At 35.7% G+C, this 24,742-nt stretch carries 23 protein-coding genes and 1 pseudogene; 22 read left to right on the top strand and 2 right to left on the bottom strand.

Annotated features, from left to right (window positions below; genetic code table 11):
- Positions 1-2 precede the first annotated feature (2 nt).
- Complete coding sequence (locus tag DRF65_RS13585; protein ID WP_115971307.1) at positions 3-758, bottom strand: UbiA prenyltransferase family protein; 756 nt, start codon at positions 756-758, stop codon at positions 3-5.
- A gap of 18 nt (positions 759-776) precedes the next feature.
- Here DRF65_RS13585 and DRF65_RS13580 point away from each other — a divergent pair, with 18 nt between their 5' ends.
- The 21 genes and pseudogenes from DRF65_RS13580 (at position 777) to DRF65_RS13480 (ending at position 23,454) form a co-directional block, all read left to right on the top strand.
- On the top strand, positions 777-6,695 hold the full coding sequence (locus DRF65_RS13580) for an alpha-2-macroglobulin family protein (RefSeq protein WP_115971306.1): 5,919 nt from the start codon (positions 777-779) through the stop codon (positions 6,693-6,695).
- 43 nt (positions 6,696-6,738) lie between these two features.
- Positions 6,739-7,227, top strand: a complete 489-nt coding sequence (gene eco / locus DRF65_RS13575; protein ID WP_115971305.1) for a serine protease inhibitor ecotin — start codon at positions 6,739-6,741, stop codon at positions 7,225-7,227.
- A 566-nt stretch (positions 7,228-7,793) separates the two neighbouring features.
- Positions 7,794-9,212, top strand: a complete 1,419-nt coding sequence (locus DRF65_RS13570; protein WP_115971304.1) for a TolC family protein — start codon at positions 7,794-7,796, stop codon at positions 9,210-9,212.
- Positions 9,213-9,223: 11 nt separating this feature from the next.
- Positions 9,224-10,180 carry an HlyD family secretion protein gene (locus DRF65_RS13565; RefSeq protein ID WP_115971411.1) on the top strand — a complete coding sequence of 319 codons (957 nt, stop codon included), beginning with the start codon at positions 9,224-9,226 and terminating at the stop codon, positions 10,178-10,180.
- 75 nt (positions 10,181-10,255) lie between these two features.
- Positions 10,256-11,464 carry an ABC transporter permease gene (locus tag DRF65_RS13560; protein WP_115971303.1) on the top strand — a complete coding sequence of 403 codons (1,209 nt, stop codon included), beginning with the start codon at positions 10,256-10,258 and terminating at the stop codon, positions 11,462-11,464.
- A 127-nt stretch (positions 11,465-11,591) separates the two neighbouring features.
- On the top strand, positions 11,592-12,047 hold the full coding sequence (locus DRF65_RS13555) for a DUF1569 domain-containing protein (RefSeq protein WP_115971302.1): 456 nt from the start codon (positions 11,592-11,594) through the stop codon (positions 12,045-12,047).
- An 11-nt stretch (positions 12,048-12,058) separates the two neighbouring features.
- Positions 12,059-12,529, top strand: a complete 471-nt coding sequence (locus DRF65_RS13550; RefSeq protein WP_115971301.1) for a hypothetical protein — start codon at positions 12,059-12,061, stop codon at positions 12,527-12,529.
- A 68-nt stretch (positions 12,530-12,597) separates the two neighbouring features.
- The gene (locus DRF65_RS13545; protein ID WP_115971300.1) at positions 12,598-12,969 is read left to right on the top strand and encodes a VOC family protein; all 372 of its coding nucleotides are present in this window, start codon (positions 12,598-12,600) and stop codon (positions 12,967-12,969) included.
- A 37-nt stretch (positions 12,970-13,006) separates the two neighbouring features.
- Positions 13,007-13,456: a VOC family protein gene (locus DRF65_RS13540; protein WP_115971299.1), complete on the top strand. Its 450-nt coding sequence runs from the start codon at positions 13,007-13,009 to the stop codon at positions 13,454-13,456.
- Positions 13,457-13,589: 133 nt separating this feature from the next.
- The gene (locus DRF65_RS13535; protein ID WP_228438683.1) at positions 13,590-13,985 is read left to right on the top strand and encodes a DUF1398 domain-containing protein; all 396 of its coding nucleotides are present in this window, start codon (positions 13,590-13,592) and stop codon (positions 13,983-13,985) included.
- Between the two features lie 140 nt (positions 13,986-14,125).
- A complete protein-coding gene (locus DRF65_RS13530; RefSeq protein ID WP_115971298.1) occupies positions 14,126-14,803 on the top strand; it encodes a DUF2490 domain-containing protein in 678 nt (225 codons plus the stop codon).
- Between the two features lie 67 nt (positions 14,804-14,870).
- Positions 14,871-15,875, top strand: a complete 1,005-nt coding sequence (locus DRF65_RS13525; RefSeq protein ID WP_115971297.1) for a bestrophin family protein — start codon at positions 14,871-14,873, stop codon at positions 15,873-15,875.
- Positions 15,876-16,010: 135 nt separating this feature from the next.
- The gene (locus tag DRF65_RS13520; protein WP_115971296.1) at positions 16,011-17,621 is read left to right on the top strand and encodes a Na+/H+ antiporter; all 1,611 of its coding nucleotides are present in this window, start codon (positions 16,011-16,013) and stop codon (positions 17,619-17,621) included.
- Positions 17,622-17,854: 233 nt separating this feature from the next.
- Positions 17,855-18,280: an SRPBCC family protein gene (locus DRF65_RS13515; protein WP_115971295.1), complete on the top strand. Its 426-nt coding sequence runs from the start codon at positions 17,855-17,857 to the stop codon at positions 18,278-18,280.
- 3 nt (positions 18,281-18,283) lie between these two features.
- Positions 18,284-18,784, top strand: coding sequence for a GNAT family N-acetyltransferase (locus DRF65_RS13510; RefSeq protein ID WP_115971294.1), 501 nt, complete (start codon positions 18,284-18,286; stop codon positions 18,782-18,784).
- A 6-nt stretch (positions 18,785-18,790) separates the two neighbouring features.
- A pseudogene (locus DRF65_RS29265) lies at positions 18,791-19,174 on the top strand (VOC family protein).
- 35 nt (positions 19,175-19,209) lie between these two features.
- Complete coding sequence (locus DRF65_RS13500) at positions 19,210-20,232, top strand: glutaminyl-peptide cyclotransferase (RefSeq protein WP_115971293.1); 1,023 nt, start codon at positions 19,210-19,212, stop codon at positions 20,230-20,232.
- A gap of 100 nt (positions 20,233-20,332) precedes the next feature.
- Complete coding sequence (locus DRF65_RS13495) at positions 20,333-21,358, top strand: glutaminyl-peptide cyclotransferase (protein ID WP_394337819.1); 1,026 nt, start codon at positions 20,333-20,335, stop codon at positions 21,356-21,358.
- A gap of 55 nt (positions 21,359-21,413) precedes the next feature.
- Positions 21,414-22,376: a hypothetical protein gene (locus DRF65_RS13490; RefSeq protein WP_115971291.1), complete on the top strand. Its 963-nt coding sequence runs from the start codon at positions 21,414-21,416 to the stop codon at positions 22,374-22,376.
- A gap of 24 nt (positions 22,377-22,400) precedes the next feature.
- Positions 22,401-23,015 carry a deoxynucleoside kinase gene (locus DRF65_RS13485; RefSeq protein WP_115971290.1) on the top strand — a complete coding sequence of 205 codons (615 nt, stop codon included), beginning with the start codon at positions 22,401-22,403 and terminating at the stop codon, positions 23,013-23,015.
- Positions 23,016-23,103: 88 nt separating this feature from the next.
- Positions 23,104-23,454: an ArsC/Spx/MgsR family protein gene (locus DRF65_RS13480; RefSeq protein ID WP_115971289.1), complete on the top strand. Its 351-nt coding sequence runs from the start codon at positions 23,104-23,106 to the stop codon at positions 23,452-23,454.
- Between the two features lie 99 nt (positions 23,455-23,553).
- Here DRF65_RS13480 and DRF65_RS13475 read toward each other — a convergent pair whose 3' ends face one another.
- On the bottom strand, positions 23,554-24,030 hold the full coding sequence (locus tag DRF65_RS13475) for a hypothetical protein (protein WP_123947341.1): 477 nt from the start codon (positions 24,028-24,030) through the stop codon (positions 23,554-23,556).
- Between the two features lie 94 nt (positions 24,031-24,124).
- Here DRF65_RS13475 and DRF65_RS13470 point away from each other — a divergent pair, with 94 nt between their 5' ends.
- Entirely contained in the window at positions 24,125-24,727 is a 603-nt protein-coding gene (locus tag DRF65_RS13470) for a zinc metalloprotease (protein ID WP_115971287.1), read from the top strand.
- Positions 24,728-24,742 lie beyond the last annotated feature (15 nt).

Here is a 24,742-nt window from a genome sequence, read left to right as displayed (position 1 = left end):
CGTCAAAAATACTCCATTATTAGTAAAAATAAAAAAGGAAGTGCCGAACAAGTTTCCACTCCGAATGAAAAATAAGTGTCATCTCTTTTGTTTTCAGCGAAATAAATAAGAATATAAGTAATGATACTGGATAGAAAAAAGGCGACAGCATAAAGAGGTTTCAGATAAAAAATTCCAATGATACTGCTTATGAAAACCATTGTATAGGCAATATACTTTGTATTCTGAACGCCAATCAGCATGGGGAAGGTTTTTACCGTATCACTGTTCATATCACGGATGTCAAAAGGAAGTACCAGTGCCGTGATATAAAAAAAACTGATCAGAAAAATAGGGATACTGAATTCAGGGAGTGTAAGCCAGCAGTTAACCAATGCCCAGACCAATCCTACATAAAATACTTTCAACAAAGGAATTTTCCGGATATAAACATCCAGAAAAAAACTGTTATACAGTAATCCCAATATCACAATAATAAACCACTTCATCAGTCTTATTTCATTATGATTATGAATGATTAGGAATGCGCAGAAGATCCCTGCAATGGCATTTAAAACCAGAATTTTGAAAAAATGTTTGGTATACTGGTACTTTGTATAAAGATAACCACTGAAATACGTTATAAAAATCAGCAGAATAGTAGGGAAACGGAATGTGTTTTGCTCTTTCATGAAAAATACTGCAAAAAGAGTTCCCATTAAAGAGACATATATTTGGCTGTCTATGACAGTTTTTTTCAGTATTTTTATAATGTTCATTTATCAAAATTAATACATATGAAAAGATTTTCCAAGATATTTATGCTTTCGCTGTTATCATTGGGCTTTTCCCCGGTTTTCGCACAGAAATATTATGATGACCAGTGGAAAAAAATAGCAGAGAACAGTCAGAAAGGAGCTTATAAATCTAATCTTCCCATTATTTTAGACCTGGAAAACAAAGCTATGAAAGAAAATAATACCATTCAGCTGATCCGTTCCCTGAAAGCAGAGTTCAGTATTGTAAATCAGACTGTAGACGATGATCAGAACGATGCTGCGTCAAAATTCTTTAAAAAACTCCAGGAATCAGAAGGAAAGCTGAAAGGAGAGGAGAAACTGGTATATAATGTCCTTTTGAGCGGATTCTTTCTGGATTATTACAATCAGAATTATTGGGAGATCAATGGAAGGACCAATATCAATACGCAGAATCTTGCACAGATTGAGACCTGGACAAAACTTGACTTTAAGAACTATTTAACCAAAAGTTATCAGGAGCTTGATCAGCAGAAACAGGACATGAAGAAGACTTCACTGGAAAAGTATAAAACACTGTTTTCAGAAACGAAAGACCTTGCCTATTTCCCAAGTTTGTATGAATGGTATGCCCTTAAGAAAGTCGGGTTTTTATCAGAAAATAATATTTTCACAAAAAATGAGCTTGCAGAGAACAGGACCACAATTAATGCTGTTTTTGATGAATTGATTGCACAGAATAATGGGAATCCTAAGCTGTATTTTATGAAGGAAAAATTGGTGAATAACTGTAATTTCAACCAATGTAAAGATAAACTTGAACAGCTTCAGGCGCTTATCAAATCCGATGTGCAGGGTGATTACAAAGTAGTCATCATGGGCGAGATTATGGATGAACTTATCATGAAAAAGAAAGCCAAAGAAGCTATTTCTGTTGCAGTACAGGCCAAAAGTGAATATCCGAAATCCCCTTTCATCGAAAACATTAAAAACAAGGAAAATCAGATTACTAATCCGGTATTGAGTATCAAATATGAGAAGCAGACCCAGAATAATCTGCCAATTCATTTTGTTGCAGAATATCAGAATATCTCAGAATTTTCTTTAAACATTTATGCGGTAAAAGAAGATTTTCTGCCATTCATAAAATATGCGCAGAATCCTTATGCCAATAATTATTTTGGAAACATTAAAAAGAACCTGGTAAGAAAGGAAACTTATCAGCTTTCAGATCCTAAAGATTATCAACTTCATAAAACTTCACTGGAAATTAAACCGCTTCCTTCAGGAGTGTATGTGGTAGAATATGCAGTAGCAGGAACCAATTCAAAAGATAACGATCCTGAAAGGAATTTTTATTTTCTGGTTTCCGGTAATAAGATCATCTATCAGTCTAAATCTTCCAAAAACACGCTTTCCAACGACCTTAGATTAGTGAGTAGTGAAAACGGAAAAGCTATTTCTAACGAGAACCTTAGGTTTTATGAGTTTGTGAATAATAATTCCATTAATAAAATTGAAGGAAAAACAAGTGATAAAGGAGTTTTTCAGTTCCCAGTCACTGCCAACAAGGAATATTACAGAACGTTCCTGATTCAGCAGCCTAAAACCAATGATTTCCAGATCATGCAGGTTTACGGGAATTCAGGCAATGAAAATTATAATCCTAACGTTGAAACCCGTTCCAAAGCACAGATCTTTACAGACAGAGCGATCTACAGACCAGGACAGACTGTGTATTTCAAAGTAGTCAATACCCGGTTAAATAATGAAATTGAAACCGTAGTTTCGGGATTGAATCAAAAGATTACGCTTTTGGATGCCAACAGCCAGGAAGTTACTTCCCAAAGCCTTACCACAAATGAGTTCGGCTCCTATCACGGAAGTTTTATGTTACCAAAAGGAAAGCTGAATGGTGTTTTCTATCTGAGAACAGATGGAAATAGCCAGGGATATAAAGATATCAGAGTAGAAGAATATAAGAGACCCAAGTTTGAAGTGAGTTTTGAACCGGTAAAAGATGAATATAAATACGGTCAGACCATAGAGCTGAAAGGGAAAGCAATGATGTTCTCCGGAGTCGCTTTAAGCAATACAACCGTACATTATGAGATCAAAAAACAGAATATCCGATGGAGATATTTCTGGTGGTATCCAAGAGATAATGATAATGAAAACTCAATTCTTGGAGAAGCTAAAACCAATGAAAAAGGAGAATTTGTTATTCGTCTGGATCTTAAAAAAGATGAAAAACTGGAAGGAATACAGATTGATAACTATCAAATCAATGCTTCTGTCACTGACATTAATGGAGAAACCCAATCTGCGGATACAAATCTTAAGGTTGCTTCAGTTTCCCATTACATCAAGGCTGATGACATTAAGAATATATTCAGTGATGAAAATACCAAGCTAAAGGTAGAGACGAAGAATTATAATGAGCAGGTTCTTAAAAAATCGTATCAGGTAAAGTTGTCAAAACTGGCAGCTCCGGATAGAATTTTCAGAGATAATTTTACATCAGAAATTCAGGATCTTCCAAAATATTCAAGAGAAGAATTTATAGGTAAGTTCCCGCACGATAGATTTGATAAAAATGATGACATCAAAAACTGGAAAACAGAAAAAGTAGTCGTTGAAAGACAGCAGCAACCTTCTTCTGGTACACAAACTGGATTAGATCTGGATCTTGGAAAACTTGAAGCTGGAGATTATCAGCTGGAGCTTTTCAATATTGAAGGAAGAGACACGATAAAGGCTTCTCAATATTTCAGTGTTTGGGATAAAAATTCCCTGAAACCGGTTCAGAAGACATTTTTAACGGTTATTGCACCGAAAGATGAGCTTTCAAGAGGAGAAAAAGCAAAAGTATATGTGTATTCTGCAATTCCGGATGCTCTGGTCAATGTATTTGTTCAGGATGGATCAGGTAAAACGCTTACGGAAACCCATCAGTTTAACAAAGGAATATTAGAGTATACCGCAGATATTCCAAAAGATAAGAGTGTTTCTGAACTTAATCTTCAGTTCCAGTTGGTCGCATTTAATAATGTAAAAACAGAGACCGCAGTTTTGAAAATAAAAGACACTGAGAAACCTTTAAAGATTGAAACGGTCACTTTCAGAGATAAGCTAGAACCGAATGCTAAAGAAAAATGGACTGTAAAAGTTACTGGAAATGATAAAGAAAAGGTAAATGCAGAGGTATTGGCAAATATGTATGATATGTCTTTAGACCAGTTTGCTGTGAATAATTTTGGCTGGAGTAAACTGTATAGACCTTTCAATATGATCAGCTCCTATGATATCAGAGAATATCTGTTGGAGAAAAACTACCAGAAACGATTGAGATATTTCAATGAAAAGGGGATAACGGTTCCTGAGTTTAATTGGTTTGATGGTGACTTTTCATATGTTTTACAAGGCGAGATTGCCGGTATTCAAAATCAAGAGGGCGTTAAAGCACCATCGTATTCACCACGACCACCATCACCCATTGCAGGGGCCAGATTTAAAACTGCGAGAGCTGCGTCTGTCGAAGATAAAATAGAGGTTGTACAGAATGTTCTTCCTGAACCTGTAACGGCTCCGAAGGCAGAAACGCCTCCTCCTGGAGGATCTGCTGAAGAAAATCTAGATAAGGTTCCTGTACGTCAGAATTTAAATGAAACAGCATTCTTCTATCCGGATCTGAAAACCGATGCGGAAGGAAATGTAAACTTTGAATTTACTTCTCCGGAAGCTTTAACGAAGTGGAAACTGATGTTCCTTGCTCATACAAAAGATGCAAGAGCTGCTACATTGGAGAAAGAAGTAGTAACACAGAAAGAATTCTCTGTGACTCCAAATTATCCGAGATTTTTAAGAGAAGGAGATGAATTGAACTTACAGTCAAAACTATCTAACCTTACCAATAAGAAAATGAACGGTTCTGCCGAATTACAGATCTTAGACGCATTTACCAATGAAAATATATCGTCTCAATTCGGAATCACCTCAGGAACACAGAATTTTGATTTAAATGAAAACGGAAACGGAGCATTAACATGGAAATTAAAGGTTCCGAATAATGTTTCATCTATTATTTTGAAAGTAGTAGCAAAAGCTGGAGCTTATTCTGACGGAGAGCAACAGGCTGTAGCAGTCTTGCCAAACAGAATGCTGGTGACTGATGCTGTACCGGTTTTCGTGAAAGAAGGAGAAACGAAGACTTTTGTGCTGGATAATCTTAAAAATAATACATCTACAACAGCGTCCAATGTTTCGAATACACTGGAACTTACAACCAATCCTATCTGGGAGATTATGTTTGCGCTTCCAAGCCTTAAAAATGATCAGAACAGTTCGGCTGATGTTGTTTTCAATAAGTGGTTTGCAGATATACTGGCTTCAGAGGTATTTAAGGCTAATCCTAAAATGAAGACGGTTTTTGATGAATATCAGAATAAAGGAATACTTAATTCAAATCTTGAAAAAAATCAAGAGCTGAAACAGTTATTGTTGGAAGAAACCCCTTGGGTGCTGGAAAGTAAGAATGAAAATGAACAAATGCAAAAGCTGGCCCTTCTGTTTGATACGAATACGATGAGGAATTCAATTAATCAGGATTGGGATGATTTCAGTAAGCTGCAAAATCCTGATGGTGGATTCTCCTGGTATGCGGGATATCCAAGTTCTTACAGTACGTCATTATATATTCTTAAGAATCTAGGAAAACTTAATCTATGGTTAAAAGATAACGCCAAAGACTATCAGAGTTCAGGGCAGAATACTTTAGTGTCAAAACTGATTCAGTATGTAGACAATGAGATCAGTAAATATGCTGATCCTAAAAAAGAAAATGTTTGGAGCAATTGGGTTCTTGATTATCTTGATACCAGAAACTACTGGGAAAAACAATATCCTTTAAAAGGAAAAGGGGCGAACCTGAAAGTATTGATAAAACAAAAAGCAAAAACGGCAAAAATAACTGATTTTACCTTCTTCGGACTTCACCGTGCCGCTTTACTCATGAATGATTATGGAGTAAAAGATGTTTCTGATAAACTGATGAATTACCTTAAAGAAACTTCTACAGATACCAAAACTCAGGGAGTATACTGGAAACAGAATCTGAATGACTGGGGCTGGTTCAGTTCTAAAGTAGTGAACCATGCAGGGGCTTTGGAAGCTTTCAATACATTAAAAGCTAATGATACCAATTTTATAGAAGACATGAAGATCTGGCTGGTAACCCAAAAAGAAGTGAACTCATGGGGAAGCTCAAGAGGAACTGCTGAAGTGATCTTTACGATCTTAAATTCAGGAAAATCATGGACGGGTGCTGAAAGTGATAAAGCAACTATTGTTTGGGGTGGAAAAGAAATCGTTCCTCAGACTCAGGCAACAGGATATGTGAAATCAACTGTGAAAACAGAGGCTGTAGATAAAAACCTTGGAACGGTGACTGTTACCAAACCGGGGCCAGGAATTGTTCAGGGTGGATTGTTCTGGCAGTACTATGAAGATTTGGATAAAATCAAATCATCCGAGAATTATATCTCCGTAACCAAAGAGCTTTATAAAAAAGTGAAAACAGTAAACGGGGAAGAGCTTCAGAAAATTTCGGCGGAAACTCCATTAAAAGTAGGAGACAAAGTAACCGTAAGAATGATCCTGAATACAGACAGAGCGATGGAGTTTATTCATATTAAAGATATGCGTGCTGCAGGATTTGAACCGGTTAATGCAATATCAGGATATCAGTGGAAAAATAATTTAGGATATTATCAATCTCCTAAAGATGCCTCCACAAATTTCTATATTCAATATATGCCAAAAGGCAAATATGTGTTTGAATACGATGTAGTTGCTAATGCATCCGGAAAGTTCTCAAATGGTATTACCACTATGCAGAATTACTATGCCCCACAGATGAATGCCCATACAAAAGGAACCGGTGTTCAGATTTTGGAATGATTTTTGGCTATTAGGAAATACGTGAAATTTAAAACCAAATAAAATGAAATTTTCAAAAACTTTAATTACTGGATTGGTATTGATGGCTGGGGTAAGTGCTTTCGCTCAAAAGAAAGCTGAAAAGTTTGAAAAACTACAGATTGAAATGTTCCCAAAAGCTAAAGAAGGATACAAACAAGTATATATTCAGCTTCCTGTTGCAAAGAATGAAAGCGATTTAAAAGTAGAAGTTTTTGTTGGTGCTGAAAAAATGTTAGACTGCAACAATTACTCTTTAATGGGAGAAATGAAAAGCCAGGATCTTCAGGGATGGGGATACAACTATTATGAAGTAGAATCCAAAGGGGAAACGGCAGGAACATTAATGGCTTGCCCGGGACAGAAAATGACTAAAAAGTTTGTTACCCTTAAGCCGGAAATTGTAAGATACAACAGTAAACTGCCATTGGTATTTTATGTACCGAAAGACATAGAAGTTCGCTACAGAGTCTTAAGACCTGATAACACTATGAAAAAAGCAGTTCAGAAGTAAAATTTGCAAGCTTATTATAAACAGAAAACTCCTCACAGTGATGTGGGGAGTTTTCGCTTTTATACATTGCTGATGATATGATGATAACGCAATAGATTGCATTTTTTGATTGTCATTATTTTTTATGATCGCCAAAGCGTCTCACTCAGCAATGAAGTTGCAAATGTCTTGGCTAAATGAAATGCCTTTGCGAACGAAATTACTTTCAAGTTTAGTTAAAAACTTTTGCGATCCCAGCGTTAAAAGAATCAGTATTTCATTCATCCGAACTCAAATTAATAGTAGTATTTGTTCCATGTTATCTATTTGAATTTCTAATTAAGAACTCTTAATTGCCTTTGTTTCCTGATAGGAAATGAAATGAAAGGGCATGACTAAAAGTGGAGTTAAATTTTTTTTCAAAGTTTTTTAGTTTTTAATTAACATTTAAACGGTTTTGATAAGACTTTATTTCAAAGACTTTTATACTTAAACAGATTTTAAACTTATTTTAAATTCAGGGTTTTGTTAAATTATCTTTGAGTATTTTAACAATTTTTGCATTATATTTGTTATAAACATAAACCATGAAAAACAATTTATTGATTTTTACGTTTAGTTTTTTTGCTTTTCCTGCTTTTGGCTGGGCACAGTCTGCGCCGGATTTTAAAGAACTTCTGGATAGTGCTATGGTTCGGGACTCGAACCTGAAAATGCAGATTACCCAAAACAAGCTTACTGATCTTGATGAACATAAATTAAAAGATATCTTTCTTCCTACTCTGGAATTAAGTGGTAAAGCAGGTTATCTTAACGGAACAGCAAGACTTACGTCACCGGAAATTAATCTCGCTCCCTTCATCAATATTCCGGAAGGTACTTTCAACAATAATTTCAATGTATCAGGATTTTCAGGCGTTGCAAAGGCAGATGCCAAGATGCTGCTATACTCTGGAGGGAAGGTGAAATACCTGAAAAAAGCAGTGGAAGAGAAGAAGAAATCTGAAGAAGTACTGCTGGAAAAAACAAAAGATGAAGTGGTTGCCACTATTTCCAAAGCCTATGACCAGCTGGCATTGATCCATCAGTCTAAAAAGGTATTGGACGAAAGTAAAAAAAGACTGGACATCAACAAAAAAACAGCAGACAAAGCTTTAGGCTATGGTCTGATCACTCCTTACGATCACAAAAAAATTGAACTGGCTCAGGCTACTTTAAATGCGAAGATGGTAGAATATGAAGGGAAAAAAGAATTGCTTCTTACCCAACTTTATATTTTAACAGGAATCGACAGGGAACGTTTAAGAATGATAGACCCCGTACTATCTCCTGTAGAGCTTCTTGCCGCAGAAAAAGGAATAGAGCAGAGAGCTGAAGTTCGTGCCCTTGAGCATGGGATCAGTGCTGCAGATTATAAAATAAAAGCTGAAAAGACCTGGATGATTCCAAAAGTTCAGTTGATGGCCTCAGCTTATTACATCGGGTTATACGGAAACCGTATCAAAAGTTCTGAAAATGTAGTTCCTGCCGTTCCATTATTAGGATATGAAGGGAAAAAACTGGACTGGAGCCCAAACAATATCAATGTTTTTCCGTTGATTACAGCTGGTGTTGGATTTAAATGGGAAATTTTTGACGGAAAAGAAGGAAAACATGCTGAAGAAACAGCAAAAGTTGGTAAAGAAGTATTGCAGAATCAAAAAGAAGATGCCCTGAAAAAGCTAACCCTGAATCTGGCCAATAACCAGACCAATTATAATATTGCTTCTGCTCAGATCACTTTAAAGGCTAAAGAAAAAGAATTGGCTAAAAATGCATTGGTACAGGCTGAAAAAGAATTCAGATATGGGATGAGCAAATCATCACAGCTTATCGATGCGGAAAATGACCTTGAAGCAGTAGAACTTGAATATCAGAATGCAATTTTCAACCAGAGAAGAGCAGGAATAGAACTGATGAGGTCTACTCAGGAACTGGATATCACCAGATTTTATTTAATCCCTTAAAAATTAAAATGATGCATAAAAATATATCTATACTCATTGCTTCTCTGTTTTTATTGGGAAGTTGCGATAAAAAGAACGAAAAGATAAAAGAACCTGAAGGAAAAACCAAAAAGGATGTGATCTCTTTTGCTCCGAAGGTTACCGGAAGAATCTTAAAAATATATGTCTCTGAAGGGCAGTCTGTAAAAAAAGGAGATACCCTGGCTCAGCTTGATGTTCCCGAGGTTTCTGCAAAAATAGCACAGGCGCAGGGAGCCGTGAATGCTGCAACTGCTCAGGAGCAGATGGCAAAAAACGGAGCAACACCGGATCAGCTGAGACAGCTTCAGGCGAAGTATAAAGGATTGAAGGAGCAATATGAATTTGCACAGAAATCCTACAGAAGAGCCAATAATATGTTCCGGGACAGCCTGATGTCTCCGCAGGCACATGATGAAATTTATGCAAAGCTTCAGGGTGCAAAAGCACAGTATGATGCTGTAATAGCAGAACTGGATGATGTGAACAGAGGAACACGTTTCGAAAAAGTAGAAATGGCGGCAGGGCAGGCTTCCCAAGCTAAAGGAGCTTTACAGGAAGCTAATGTAGCTTATTCTGAAAGATACGTTATTGCAACCAACGATATGGAAATTGAAACTATCAGCTTAAATACCGGAGAATTGGCAACAGCAGGATTTGCTTTGTTCAACGGATATATTCCTGAAAGTACTTATTTCAGATTCACCGTTCCTGAAAGTGCCATTTCAAAATACAAAAAAGGGCAGAACGTTACTATGCAGGTTGTTTACAATAAAGAAAATCTGGCAGGAACAGTTGTTTATATCAAACAGCTTACAAGATATGCAGATATCACTACTGCTTATCCGGATTACCAGCTGCAGGATGCGGTCTATGAGATCAAGGTGAAACCCACAGATATGAATAAAGCAAAAGGGCTCCTGGTGAATGCCAATGTGATCCTTAAATAATACGAAATAAAATATGACGGATGTTCCTTTTGTAAAAAGGCTCCGTCAGGTTATTTACAATTTTAAAATATACAGATGAAAGAATTTTTCCGTCTTTTAAAACGTGAGTTCAAACTTTTTATCAGCAATTCTACCTTAAGGACTGTGTTCTTTTTGGCACCGGTTTTTTATGCAACCTTGCTGGGGTTTGTCTATCAAAGCGGAAAAGTTGAAAATACACCTGTATTGGTTGTTGACAGAGACAATACGCCATTGTCCAGTCAGTTAACCGAAATGCTGGATGATAATAAAAGTATCAAAGTCATAAAATACCTGCAGGAACCTTTGAGTATAAAAGATGAGGTGATCCGTCATGAGGCGGCGGCAGTTGTTATTATCCCTTCCCGTTTTGAAGGAGATATGCTTCAGAAAAAATACCCTGAACTGAACGTATATGTAAATACCGGAAACGTTTTGACAGCAAACTTTGCTTCCAAAGCACTCCAGCTTACTATAGGAACATTCTCTGCCGGAGCATCCATCAAGGCTTTACAGAAAGCAGGAATGCCTGCTGCAAAGGCCGTTACACAATATGAGCCTTTTAAAACAAACTATATCACTCTTTTCAATACAACCAGTAACTATCTTATCTTTATGTGGCCGGCTATGTTGGCGGTAGTATTGCAGCAGGTAATTCTGTTGGCAATGGCAGTAAGTTTTGCAGCAGAATTCCAGAGAGGATCTTTCGTAAAAGAGTATGCGAAAATGAAAAAATGGGCATTTCCTACGATGTTGATTAAGGTTATTCCGATTTGGGTATTTTCCATTCTTATCGTGAGTGTCTATTATCTGATGCACATGATTTTCAAAGTACCGATGCCGGAAGGTATATTTAATTTTATTCTTCTGACAGCTGTTTTTGTAGGCTCGGTTTCTTTTCTTGGTGTGTTTATCAGTATATTGATCCCGGACGCTTTGAAAGCTACACAGATTCTTATGGTTATTGCTTCACCGGCATTTATTATCAGTGGTTTTACATGGCCTTTAAATGCAATGCCTGCCTTTGTACAGTTTATTGCGAATATTATTCCGCTCACTCCTTTTTTACAGGCATTTAAGATTCTGCTGATTCAGAAAGGATCTGTAGAGCTTACTTTCCCATATCTGGAGCACTTAAGTATTCTCTTAGTGGTTTATGCTATTATAGGATGGATTGCTTTAAAGATCAAACTTTGGTTTATATTCAAAAAACCGGTTCCGCAGGAAATTGAAGCGGAAGAAGCTTCGGAAGGCGAAAATGTATAACACGCTGTAATTTTCAGACGCTCAAACTTAGCAAGCTACCTCCCCAAACTCAAAACAAAAATTCTTCCCACAATAAAAATCAAACAAAAAAACTGATATATTTGTCTGTAGTAAAAACAGATCGTATATGGAAAATGTATTTGACGCAAAAGATGCTCAAAACTATATTGATAGAATAAACAGACTGGTAGAAGATACTCATGGATTATGGGGAAAAATGACGGTGGATCAGATGTTGGCGCACTGTAGTGTAACCTATGAAATGATATATGAGCCTGAAAAACATAAAAAGCCGGGCGCTATTGCGAAGTTTATTTTAAAGACTTTTGTTAAGCCTAAAGTAGTAGGTGAAAAAGCATACCCAAGGGATTCCCCCACAGCTCCTCAGTTTTTGGTTACAGGAAGAAAGAACTTCGATGAAGAGAAAATTAGACTGATCGGTTTTATTCAGAAGACCCAGCAATTGGGAGCAGATGCTTTTGATGGTAAAGAGTCTTTTTCTTTTGGAAAATTAAATGCACAGGAATGGAATAATATGTTTGCAAAACATCTGAACCATCACCTGTCACAATTCGGAGTCTAAAAAATCACTGTATGAAAAAACTTTTATTGCTCTTCATATTGGCAACCAATTTTGTGTTGGCACAGATGCCGGATATTTCAAATACATGGCTGAATAACAGTAAACCTTATATCGGGACTATTGGAAATAAGGGACAGGAACTGAAACTTAAAATCAATACTGCTGAACAGAATAAAAAAAATGACCAGGAATATTTTGTTTCAGGATATTCTCTTGTGGACACCAATTATGCAAAATTTGAAGGAAAAATTACCATTTTAAAATATAAGGATGCCAAGAAACAAGGAACTGTGTTTGGTGAATATGAATTGTCTGAAGAGAATAAAGGAAAACATTCAGGAACCTTTAAAGGCCGATTCGTTTACAACTTTAAATGGAATAGAAAAACTGAAAAAGTAGAAGGGCAGTATATTGAACTGATTGGTGACTGGAAAAGCTATGACGGAAGTCTGGAGTTTAAAACCCGTTTAAAAAATCAGTAAAGCAAATTTGTCTTTAATCATACAAATATAATTTCTAAAAGGCTTAGTCCACAATCAATCTTAAAAATATGAAACTAGGAGCATTTTCAATCAGTCTAAGTGTAAAAGACCTTCAGAAGTCCAAAGATTTCTATGAAAAGCTGGGCTTCACAACTATGGCAGGAGCTACAGAGCAAAATTATCTGATCATGAAAAACGGATCCACTTTGATTGGGCTGTTCCAGGCAATGTTTGATGGGAATATGCTGACTTTCAATCCGGGATGGGATGAAAATGCCCAAAATCTTGAATTCTTTGACGATGTACGTGAAATCCAGAAGCGTTTGAAGGAAAATGGAGTAGAAATTGATAAAGAAGCTGATGAAACTACTTCAGGCCCTGAACATATGTACCTGAAAGATCCGGATGGAAATATGATCCTGATCGATCAGCATAGATAAACTTCAAAACAAATTAAAACTTAACTAAAAAACAATCATGGCAACAGTAAACGTCTATTTAACATTTAATGGAAACTGCAGAGAAGCATTCGATTTCTATAAGTCGGTTTTCGGAGGAGAATATCCTTATATCGGAACTTTTGGAGAAATGCCTCCAATGGAAGGAAAAGAGCTTCCGGAAGAAGATAAAAACAAAGTCATGCATGTTACCCTTCCTATTTCCAAAGAAACGGTATTAATGGGTAGTGATACAGGCGGAGAATGGGCATCCAACTTTAAAGAAGGAAACAATTACTCTATTTCTATTAATGCAGAATCCAAAGAAGAAGCAGAGAAATTATTCAATGGCCTTTCTGCAGATGGGCAGGTAACAATGCCATTGGCTGATACTTTCTGGGGAGCTTACTTTGGAATGTTTACTGATAAATTCGGGATCAACTGGATGGTTAATTACGATGATCCTGCCAAAATGCAGCAACATCCGTAAGATTCATATTTTGTATATGAAATATAGTTATAAGTTACCGGCAGCCATACTGCCGGTTTTTTATTTGATGTTATATTTGCATCCCTAAAATTTTTAAATTTGAATAAGCAGAATAATAATTAATTAAAATAACATGATGAAATTTACCATTGAAGAGATTAAAGCGGAGCATAAAAAAGTAAAAAGTGGAGCCGATTTCCCACACTATATAAAAGCTATTAAAAATCTAGGTGTCTCTCACTATACAGCCTATGTTGATGATGGAAACACAGAATATTCTGATAGTCATAATCAATCTGTCCATACAGGAGCTAAGTATGAGAAACTTATTGTTTCTGAAAAGATGAATCTTGAAAATTTTAAAATAAGATTAAAACTTCACCAGCAGGGAGGCACAGATTACATGACATTCTGTAAGGACTGTGCGGAAAACGGAATCGAAGGCTGGGTAATAAATCTGGGAGCAATGACCTGTACTTATTTTGATAAAGACCGAAAAGAAGTTCTGGTGGAACAGATTCCTGATTAAGACTAGATAAATTTGATAGGAGCCAGATTGAATGCTACCCAATATACAAATTCGATGGAATCAATCATAAAATATCGTTTGCTATTATTGATTTAAAATATTAATTTTGTTAAAACGATAGATAATAGTAATTGATAAACATGAGAAAGGTTTTTACGAAGTTGGCATTCACGGTATTGGGTTTGGGATCTGTTTTTACATTTGCACAGAAAAGTGATCTGGGTGCATGGTATATGTATTTTGGAAATAATAAAATCAGTAAAAAATTGAACTGGCACAATGAGGTACAATACAGAAACTTTGATGCCGTTGGTGATCTGGAGCAGCTTCTGATCCGTACCGGAGTTGGGTATGATCTCACCGAAAACAATAATAACGTGTTATTGGGATATGGATTCATACTTAGCCAGCCATATGTAAACGGAGATAAAAAGGAAAATATAGAACACAGAATCTTCCAGCAGTACATTACCAAACAGAAGTTTGGACGTTTTAACCTTCAGCACCGCTACCGTTTGGAAGAACGTTTTCTGGAAGACGATTTTAGAATGAGATTCCGTTATATGCTGGGATTCAATATTCCGATCACTCAAAAGGAAATGCTGCCGAAAACATTATACGCATCCGTATATAATGAAATTTTCCTGCATTTCAACAGCCCGGTTTTTGATAGAAACAGAGTCTATGGAGCTTTAGGATACGTCATTAATAAAAATATGCGGATTGAAGCCGGATATATGAATCAGATTCAGGAAAACAGAAACAGAGGACAGATCCAGATTGGTTTTTATAACAATATACCATTTACCAAAAACTGATTCTGACCTTTCTGCTGGATGCGCTGATGAAAACTATTAAATAATTAACACAAAAAAATAACACATAATGCATTCAGGAAAAAGATTTGGAGCGCGTGAGTTCATCAGTTGGACACGACGCAGTATTTATGCCTTAATTGTATTGGCTGCCATTCCTACGATTCTTTATTTCTTAGGTTGGAAATTTCTTTCTGTGCCCTGGCAACCCATTGCAATCATGGGAACAGCAGTTGCCTTTATCGTTGGGTTCAAAAATAACGCCAGTTACAGCAGGCTTTGGGAGGCAAGACAGATTTACGGAGCTATTATTAATGATAGCAGAAGCTTTGGGTATATCTTAAGGGATGCTCTTATTTCAAAAGATTCAGGTAAAGTAAAAACGATGTTCCTGCGTCACTATGCATGGCTGACGGCGCTAAGATTCCAGCTTAGAGAACCCAGAATTTGGGAGAATACAGGATCAGCACAGTTTGATGAATATGCTAAAAAATATGATATCCCGGAACGGCTTTCAAAACTGGATGATGAACTGAAGAAATATCTTTCAGAAACAGAACTTCAATATATCCTGAGTAAGAAAAACAGGGCAACACAATTGATGGCCGGTCAAAGTAAAGAATTGTCTGAAGCTTATGAAAAAGGAGAAATCAATGATTTCCAATGGACACAGATCAACCAGCAATTGGTGAAATTTACAGATAGTCAGGGAAAAGCAGAAAGAATCAAGAACTTTCCCTATCCAAGAAATTTTTCTTCTATCACAACCTATCTTTTGTTGTTGTTCATTGTATTTGTTCCTTTCGGATTACTAAAAGAATTTGATAAACTGGGAGAAAACTCTATGGTGGAAGGATGGACAATTTGGTTCAATATTCCTTTCTCATTACTGGTAACATGGTGTTTTCATACATTGGATAGTGTAGGAGAGGCATCAGTAAATCCTTTTGAAGGAAGTGCCAATGATGTTCCCATTACCCAGATCAGCCGTACTATAGAAATCGATATGAGAGATATGCTGGACGAAACTGATCTTCCGCCTGCGATCACTCCAAAAAATAATATTGTACTTTAAAAAGATTAAGAAATCCGCGTTATCTGGAAAATCTGCGTGAGGAAAAAATCAAACGGATAAATTTAAAAAATCCATTAGGTTTAAATAAAGAAGCATTTCTTAACAAAAAATAATACTTAAAAAAACTAACTCAAAATGATTCACAGCTATGTTATAATATCTATTGTAGTCTTACTGTCTGTAATGATATTGGTAATGATAGGACAAAAACTGAAAGTAGCATATCCTATTTTTCTTGTGATTGCGGGATTACTCATCAGTTTTGTTCCGGGAATGCCCCGGATAGAAATAGAACCTGATCTTGTATTCCTTATTTTTCTTCCTCCTATTTTATTTGAAGCCGCATGGTTTACTTCATGGCAGGATTTTCATAAATGGAGAAAACAGATCTTTTCCATGGCATTCGGATTGGTGTTTTTAACGTCAGTTGTTGTTGCTTATCTTTCATCTTCAATTATTCCGGGACTTACCATAGCGATGGGCTTCCTGTTGGGAGGAGTAAATTCTCCACCGGATGCTGTAGCCGCAACTTCAGTATTGAAGCATATGAAGATTCCAAAAAAAATTACCAGTATTCTGGAAGGAGAAAGCCTGATCAATGATGCATCCAGTTTAATTGTATTTAAATTTGCCCTTGCAGCCGTCATTTCAGGGCAGTTTATCTGGAGAGATGCTGTTCAGGATTTCTTTACTATGGCCATTGGGGGAATTGCAATGGGTGTTGCAATAGGTTTTCTGTTTGGAGCATTGTTGAGAATTATTCCTACAAATTCCAATATTGATACTGTTATCACGCTTATTGTTCCTTACATCATGTATGTGGGAGCAGAGCACTTTCATTTTTCAGGAGTATTGGCAGTTGTTGCCGGCGGACTATTGATGTCTTATAATTCACACTGTTACCTGAGTCATACCTCAAGAATTCAGTCCGGAAATGTATGGAGTGTTTTAATATTTCTGATGAATACCATTATTTTTATCCTGATCGGCCTTGAACTGCCTATTGTTGTAGAAGGATTAACAGATTATACTGTTTCAGAAGGGATTTTCTACAGCGTAGTGATTGGTGGTGCCATAATCGGAACTAGAATTATCTATAGCTATGCACTTATGTATTTCCCAAGAGTCTGCTCCAAAGAATTAAGGTTAAAAGTTCCGAAACCCGATTGGCGTGAACCCTTTATCATCAGTTTTGCAGCAATGAGGGGAGTTGTTTCATTAGCCGCTGCATTGTCTATCCCTGCATTTTTACCTAATGGAGAAGCTTTTCCACATCGAAACATTATTTTATTCGTAACCTTTGTTATCATATTAATTACGTTGGTTGGCCAGGGATTATTGCTGAGTCCAATCCTGAAATTATTGAATATACAGGATGCAGGAAGTGAATTACCGGAAGAAAAACAGGAGGTAATCCTGATGAGAAAACTTAAAGAAACCGCTTTACATAAACTTGATAATGACTTTTCTGAACTGGCAGTAACCAACAGCCTTGTTCGTCATCAAAAGCATAAACTGGAAAATGAAATGATGCTGATGGCTGATAAAGCTCAATGTATGGCTTCTACCGGAGATTATGTAACTGCAGTCAATGAGAATAAAGATGTATTGCGTCAGGTTATTCAGGCCCAGAGAAATGAGTTGCATAGAATGAAAAAAGAAAAAATATTCGATGATCATGTGATGAGAACCATTGAAATGCAGCTGGATTTTGACGAAGCAAAGATTACCGGATTTTCCCACTGATAATATAAAATATTTACGATAAAGTAAATATAAAACCACAAAAGTCACAAAAGGATTTAAGCTAGGTTTAAAATTAAGGTTAACTTGCATAAGGTTCACAAAGTGAAAATTCACAGATTTCTGAAATTTCAGTGTTCTTTTCAATGGCAAGAATATTAACTTTAAAATAACTTAAGTGTTAAGATTCTTTTGTGACTTTTGTGGTTAAAATAATTTAGTTAAATTTTAGTAATATGAACACTCCAATCACCGTTCAATACAAAATAAATGCTCCCATCGATAAGGTTTGGAGGGCATTAACTGATAAAAATGAAATGAAATCCTGGTATTTTGATATTCAGGATTTTGAACCGGAATTAGGAAATGTGTTTAATTTCTACGAACCTGGAGGTGAAAATAAATACCATCATCAGGGCGAAATTCTGGAAATTATTTCCTGTCAAAAATTAAAACATACCTGGGCTTATCCTGATTTCTCAGATCAGAAAACAACAGTAACATGGGAGCTGCAATCCGAAGATAATGAAACTCTGGTTACATTAACCCATGAGGGAATTGAAAACTTTAAAGACCTTGGAGAAGGCTTTTCAAGAAAGAATTTTACCGGAGGCTGGAATGCTATTTTAGGTCAGAGTTTAAAAGAATATTTAGAAAAATAAAACATGATAGAATTACAGCCGTTCAGTATTGTTGATGCGCCAGTATTAATTTCAAAAATTAAAGATAAAAGATCTCTACTTCAGTTTGCGGGACCTATGTATCGTTTTCCTTTGACTGAAGGTCAGCTTGAAATGGATTTGTCTGATGAAAACCGAACCTTATTCAAAGTCGTGGATATGGAGCATCAGAATACAATAGGTCATGCTCAGATATTTTTAAAAGAAAAGACATTTTTGCTGGGAAGAATCCTGATCTGGGACGAGAATAACCGTGGAAAAGGCTATGGTAAAAAGGTAATGCATGAACTTTTGAAATTCGGATTCAGCCATTTAAACAGAGAGCTGGCGGAACTGAATGTATACGACTGGAATACCGGAGCGATTGAATGCTATAAAAAAGTAGGTTTTACCATTGATCCGGATATTAGAAATGAAGCTAAAATTGATGATGAAATCTGGGTTTCTCTTAATATGAAAATTCACAGAGATACATTTGAAATATAAAAAATCATGAGCAGATTTACCGGACTTCGTCCCATGCTTTGGACTGAAAATTTAGAGGAAAGCATAGGGTTTTATATTCATATTCTCGGTTTTGAGCTATTAGACAGAAACGATGAGTGGCATTGAGTTTCGCTTCAGAAAGACGATGTGTATATCATGCTTGCTTTGCCCAACAAACATGAAAACCCGGTCACAGTCGGTTTTACCGGATCATTTTATTTTAATGTAAATAAAGTGGATGAATTATGGGAAAACCTTAAAACAAAGGCCCGAATCTGTTATGAAATTGAAACGTTTGAATGGGGGATGAGAGAATTCGCAGTATATGATAACAATGGATATATCCTACAATTTGGCGAACCTGTGGATAATATTGGCAATACGGAATAAAATTTGCTATTTTTGGGGAAATATTTAGAAAGTCAATGAAAAAAAATATAATAGCGGGTTTCGCAGCAATCTTACTACTGGCATCTTGTAATAAGGATAAGGAGATTCTTAACACATTAAATACATACAATAATTCTATGGAAGCAAAGGGATATCATTTCGGTGATAAGTTACAGCTTCCAAAAGAAGTGACAGAAAATGCAGAAAGTGTAAGCATCAGCTTTGGAGATAAAGAAACTACAGACTTAACTATCGACCCTAAGTTTTTTACATTAGGCGATAACGCTGTTACTTTTAACATCAAAACCAAAGGCGGAGAAACATTGAACCAGGATGCAACCATCAATGTGTTTGCAAAAAGTCCTGAAAAAAATATTGCTTACCAGATTGTAGCAGAATATCCTCACGATCCTAAAAACTTTGTACAGGGATTCCAGGCTGAAGGAAATACTATTTATGAAAGTGACGGTCAGAACGGATCTTCACAAATTCTTAAATATACATTAGGAACAACTACACCACTTGCTTCTACTAAACAGGCTCCTGAAGATTTCTCAGAAGGAAGTACTATTGTGGGAGATAAAGTGTATCAGCTGACATGGCAAAGTAAGAAAGGCTATATTTATGATAAAAGCTCTCTGAAATTACTTTCAGAATTTGCGTATCCAAATGTATTGGGTGAAGGCTGGGGATTAACGTATGACGGGAAAAGCCTGATTGCATCAGACGGAAGTAAACTTTTATATTTCCTTGATCCGAATGATCCTTCAAAACTGATTAAATATATTGCTGTGGCAGGAAGTTCACAGGCATATGATCAGTTGAATGAACTGGAATATCACAACGGATTCCTTTATGCTAATGTATGGCAAAAACCAATCATCCTGAAAATCAATCCTGCTACCGGAGAAGTAGTAGGTACATTTGATTTTACCGAAATTGCAAAACAAAACACCAAAGGAAGTGATGACGTATTGAACGGAATTGCCTTCAAAGGAGAAAATATGCTAGTCACAGGAAAGAACTGGCCGAAAATTTATGAAGTTCAATTGAAATAACGATTCACAATAATTCATTTTATAATAATAGCGTTCCTTAGGTAGCGCTATTTTCATTATTAGGGATTATAGTATAGACCTTAAAATCATGAAAAATATCATTAAATTTAACCTTATAGCAGGCTTTGCTACAATACTTTTGTTGACATCCTGTAATAAAAATAAAAAAATGATGGATTCTCTCGCAGATTATAATATTGCAATGGAGACCACAGGATATCATTTTGGTGATAAGCTCCAACTTCCAAAAGAAGTTACTGAAAATGCAAAAAGTATTACCATTAGTTTTATGCAGGGAGAAAGTTCAAGTTTAGCAATAGATCCTAAATTTTTTAGTTTGGGAGATAATAAAGTTGTGTTTGTTATTAAAGCTAAAAATGGAGAAACTTTTAATCAGGATGCTACAATCAATGTGTTTACAAAAGGTAAAGAGAAAAATGGTGTCTATCAGATTGTAGCAGATTACCCTCATAATCCGGATAACTTTATAGAAGGTTTTCTGCTGGAGGGAAATACGGTTTATGAAAGCGATGGCTTAGAGAAAGAATCCCAACTGATAAAATATACTTTAGGATCAACAGTTCCTTCTGTGGTAAGAAAACAGCCTGATGATGTTTTTTCAGAGGGTTGTACAATAGTTGGAGATAAGGTTTATCAACTTACTTATCGTAATAAAATTGGTTTTGTCTATAACAAGAATACGTTAGAAAAACTTTCAGAATTCCCCTTGCCTAATGTAATTGGTGAGGGTTGGGGATTAACTTATGATGGAAAAAATCTTGTAGCTACAGATGGTTCAAAATATCTTTATTTTCTTGATGTAAACATGCCTTCTAAAGTCGTAAAAACAGTTGGTGTAGCTGGTAATGCAGAAATATATGAACACCTTAATGAGCTTGAATATCATAAAGGTTTTATTTATGCAAACATTTGGCATAAACCTGTCATTATAAAAATTGATCCTATGACTGGAGAAGTAGTAGAGAAATACGACTTCACAAAGTTGACAGATGAAAATAATCAAGGTGATAGTGAGCATGTTCTGAATGGTATCGCTTTTAAAGGTGATAATATGTTGTTGACAGGGAAAAATTGGACAAAGATTTATGAAGTTGCCATTAAATAATTAAAAGTGTAAATTGCTGACATTCTATTTAAAGAAAATATTTTTATATAAAACATTGAGATTAATCTATCTGATATGCATTTTCATTTTCTGTACCTCTGCGGCACAGAACGTTCTTCCTTTGGATACCTTGAAGCTGAAGGAAGCCAAAGATATGCTGGCCGATGACTACGGAAATCTGTACATCTATAAAAACAAGGATTTCAGCTTTACAAAGTATGATTCTTTGGGGAAGCAGATTGGGAAAATGATGCTTACAGTTCCTTATAAGGTACAGTCGGTACAAAATCCTCTGACTTTATCTTTGTTTTCGGAGAATGCCCAGGAAATGAAATTTGTAGACCAGAATATGAATGAAATCCAGCGTATTGATTTCAAACAGAAATTTGGTTTTATCAAAATGGCTTATGCTGAAGATCTACAGCAGTTATGGCTATTGGATGACAGTACAAAGAGACTAATACAGTATAATTTCAGAAATGATACCACCATCAATGCATTTCCTTTTGATATCAGTTTCGAGGATCTGATGGATATGTTGGTGTATGAAGGTAAAGTTTATATTCTTACTAAAAAGCATCTCAGAATTTATAGCGTAAAGTTTGAAAAACTCTTTGAAGCTCCGGTGGATAACGGAAAAAGATTCAGAAGAGAGAATGATAATATTCTGGTTGTTACTAATAATTCAATTCTAAAATATATTCCTGAGAAAGGGATGAGTGTCATTTTTGAAGATCCCGATGCACAAATTGTGGATAAAAACATCCTTTCTTATTTTGAAATCAAGGGGAACAAGCTTTATCTTTACAGCCTTGAAAAAGTAAAGAAAGCCAGACAGCAGAAACAACAGGAAGCTGAGCTTCAGATCATAGAGCAATCTACCGGGAAACCTGTAGGAAATACTGAAGAAAAGCCCGATGGAGAAGCAGAAAAGAAATCTTCTGACAATACATTGGAACAGTTGATTGAAGACACTTCCGAAGTGCAGGCTGCAGGTGTAGAAAAGCTTATCAATTAATCAGTTAATACAAGGAAAAAGAATATGCATATTGCAGTTACAGGAAACATCGGAGCAGGAAAAACAACTTTAACCACGATGCTTTCCAAGCATTACGGATGGGACGCACAGTTTGAAGACGTAGATCACAATCCTTATCTGGAGGATTTTTATTCGGATATGAGTAAATGGAGCTTTGCATTGCAGGTATATTTTCTGGGAAGCAGATTCCGTCAGGTAAAAGAGATCAGAGAAAGTGGGAAAAATATTATTCAGGACCGTACGATCTATGAAGATGCCCATATCTTTGCGGAGAATCTGAACGATATGAATCTTCTTTCAGACAGGGATTTCAATAATTATTCATCTGTTTTTGATCTGATGAAATCTTTCGTTTCGGCGCCGGATCTTTTAATTTATCTGAAATCAGACGTTCCGAATCTGGTAAAGAAAATCTACAAAAGAGGACGTGAATATGAAGCATCTATCAGTATTGAATATCTATCAAAACTGAATCAGAAATATGAAAAATGGATTTCCAACTATACAGAAGGTAAACTTTTGATTATTGAAGTGGATGATTTGGATTTCGTTGAAAAGCCGGAAGACTTCGGATTGATCCTGGAAAAAATTGAAACAGAATTGAACGGATTGTTTTAACAAACTTTTATCAGAACATTAAGATAACATCCACTGAATTCTTGTTAAATTTGTTACAGAAGAGTTTAATTTTTTAAAATCATTAGAAATGTTAGTTAAGGTTTTACATAACGGAAGCTGTTCAAAGTCAAATGCAGTATTAGAGTATCTTGATGAAAACGGAGTGCCTTTTGAGATTATCAATATTATTGAAGATCCCTTGAGTATTCTGGAGATTAAAACCGTCTTGAAGAAGCTTAATCAGAGCGTTTTTCATATCATTAGGAAGACAGATAAACTGTATACTGATAACTATGCAGACAAAAATTATTCTGAAGAAGAATGGATAAAAATTCTGTCTGAAAACCCTTCACTGATCCAGAGACCGATTTTGGTAAAAGGTTCGGTAGCCATGTTGGGAAGGCCTATTGATAATGTCAAGTTCTTTATTGAAAAATAATAATTAATTATATATAAAAGAGTCCGTTTTACAAGCTAAAACGGACTCTTTTTATTTTATACTTTTCTTTTGGAATAACCGCCGGAAACTTAAATGGGTTTAAGGTGTTTTTTTCTTTTTTCCTTTTGGTTGCCGGATAGTGTAGTATAACGCTTCCAGTTCTTTTGGAGGGTTGCCGGCGTCAAATGTTGCGGAAGTGTAGGTTGTTCCCCCAGAAGTAATGAGAAGAGTTGAGGATAAGGCCTGATCAGAATATCTGCCTGTAGTAGGAGACTGAAGTTCTGATATTTTGGAGAGATCAAGAGCTTCTGCCTGTCTGGATATATTATCCCATTCGGAAGGATTTGTTGTGTATTTTGTGGAATCACCATTTAAAACAGTGATTTTAAAGGTTGGTGTAAAAATAGAATTTCGATGGATTCCCCTTGTTATTTCTGTTAGCTGTATTTTTTCAATTTTTTTTTGTTTATCGTTTTTTGTTGTTTTTGTTTCATTATTATCTTTTTTATTTTGATTAGCACAACATATTGTTGATGTAATTAAAATAATACTCATTAATGTTAAAAATGCCTTCATTGTGTTATTTTTATTTTATTTAATATTTTATTGAATAGTTAAATTGTTAAGTAATTTTATTTTATATATTTGCTAAAATATAAAAAATATATTAATGAGAAAATCTACTATTTTTAAATCCTCTTTAGCCGTATTGTTTTTTATGGGCGTTGGATTTTCAAATGCACAGAAGAGAGATGGTGGAAAACCATCAAAAAAAGTATGGGAGAAAAGAGAACTTGATCCTAAAGGAATGGAAAAATGTGGGACTGTTGAATATGAAGACAACTTGCAGAAGAAGTTTCCAGACAGATTATCATCAGAGAAGTTTGAAGCATGGATTGCTCCTTTGATTGAAAAGGCGAAAGCAAACAAGTCTCAGATTGGAAATGTAATTACAATTCCGGTGGTAGTACACGTTATCCACAGTGGTCAGAATGTAGGAGTAGCTCCAAATATTTCTGACACTCAGGTAATGTCACAGCTTACTGTGATGACTAACGACTTCAGAAAAAAAGTTAACACTCCTGGTTTTAATAACAACCCAATTGGTGCTGATACTGAAATAGAATTTGTACTTGCAAAAGTAGATCCTAACGGAAATCCTACCAATGGAATTGATAGAGTAAATCTTTGTAGAGATTACTGGGGAAGAGGTGATGAAAGCCAAGGGTATACAAATTATCTTGACGGTATTGTAAAGACTAAAACGATTTGAGATCCAACCAAATAT

The organism is Chryseobacterium pennae (assembly GCF_003385515.1).
Lineage (GTDB): Bacteria > Bacteroidota > Bacteroidia > Flavobacteriales > Weeksellaceae > Chryseobacterium > Chryseobacterium pennae.
This window is presented reverse-complemented; position numbering and strand designations above follow the sequence as displayed.

What these genes read in the sequence shown, in the direction of transcription:
- DRF65_RS13585 (WP_115971307.1), bottom strand. Translation starts at nt 758, where the DNA reads ATGAACATTATAAAAATACTGAAAAAAACTGTCATAGACAGCCAAATA.
- DRF65_RS13580 (WP_115971306.1), top strand. Translation starts at nt 777, where the DNA reads ATGAAAAGATTTTCCAAGATATTTATGCTTTCGCTGTTATCATTGGGC.
- eco (WP_115971305.1), top strand. Translation starts at nt 6,739, where the DNA reads ATGAAATTTTCAAAAACTTTAATTACTGGATTGGTATTGATGGCTGGG.
- DRF65_RS13570 (WP_115971304.1), top strand. Translation starts at nt 7,794, where the DNA reads ATGAAAAACAATTTATTGATTTTTACGTTTAGTTTTTTTGCTTTTCCT.
- DRF65_RS13565 (WP_115971411.1), top strand. Translation starts at nt 9,224, where the DNA reads ATGCATAAAAATATATCTATACTCATTGCTTCTCTGTTTTTATTGGGA.
- DRF65_RS13560 (WP_115971303.1), top strand. Translation starts at nt 10,256, where the DNA reads ATGAAAGAATTTTTCCGTCTTTTAAAACGTGAGTTCAAACTTTTTATC.
- DRF65_RS13555 (WP_115971302.1), top strand. Translation starts at nt 11,592, where the DNA reads ATGGAAAATGTATTTGACGCAAAAGATGCTCAAAACTATATTGATAGA.
- DRF65_RS13550 (WP_115971301.1), top strand. Translation starts at nt 12,059, where the DNA reads ATGAAAAAACTTTTATTGCTCTTCATATTGGCAACCAATTTTGTGTTG.
- DRF65_RS13545 (WP_115971300.1), top strand. Translation starts at nt 12,598, where the DNA reads ATGAAACTAGGAGCATTTTCAATCAGTCTAAGTGTAAAAGACCTTCAG.
- DRF65_RS13540 (WP_115971299.1), top strand. Translation starts at nt 13,007, where the DNA reads ATGGCAACAGTAAACGTCTATTTAACATTTAATGGAAACTGCAGAGAA.
- DRF65_RS13535 (WP_228438683.1), top strand. Translation starts at nt 13,590, where the DNA reads ATGATGAAATTTACCATTGAAGAGATTAAAGCGGAGCATAAAAAAGTA.
- DRF65_RS13530 (WP_115971298.1), top strand. Translation starts at nt 14,126, where the DNA reads ATGAGAAAGGTTTTTACGAAGTTGGCATTCACGGTATTGGGTTTGGGA.
- DRF65_RS13525 (WP_115971297.1), top strand. Translation starts at nt 14,871, where the DNA reads ATGCATTCAGGAAAAAGATTTGGAGCGCGTGAGTTCATCAGTTGGACA.
- DRF65_RS13520 (WP_115971296.1), top strand. Translation starts at nt 16,011, where the DNA reads ATGATTCACAGCTATGTTATAATATCTATTGTAGTCTTACTGTCTGTA.
- DRF65_RS13515 (WP_115971295.1), top strand. Translation starts at nt 17,855, where the DNA reads ATGAACACTCCAATCACCGTTCAATACAAAATAAATGCTCCCATCGAT.
- DRF65_RS13510 (WP_115971294.1), top strand. Translation starts at nt 18,284, where the DNA reads ATGATAGAATTACAGCCGTTCAGTATTGTTGATGCGCCAGTATTAATT.
- DRF65_RS13500 (WP_115971293.1), top strand. Translation starts at nt 19,210, where the DNA reads ATGAAAAAAAATATAATAGCGGGTTTCGCAGCAATCTTACTACTGGCA.
- DRF65_RS13485 (WP_115971290.1), top strand. Translation starts at nt 22,401, where the DNA reads ATGCATATTGCAGTTACAGGAAACATCGGAGCAGGAAAAACAACTTTA.
- DRF65_RS13480 (WP_115971289.1), top strand. Translation starts at nt 23,104, where the DNA reads ATGTTAGTTAAGGTTTTACATAACGGAAGCTGTTCAAAGTCAAATGCA.
- DRF65_RS13475 (WP_123947341.1), bottom strand. Translation starts at nt 24,030, where the DNA reads ATGAAGGCATTTTTAACATTAATGAGTATTATTTTAATTACATCAACA.
- DRF65_RS13470 (WP_115971287.1), top strand. Translation starts at nt 24,125, where the DNA reads ATGAGAAAATCTACTATTTTTAAATCCTCTTTAGCCGTATTGTTTTTT.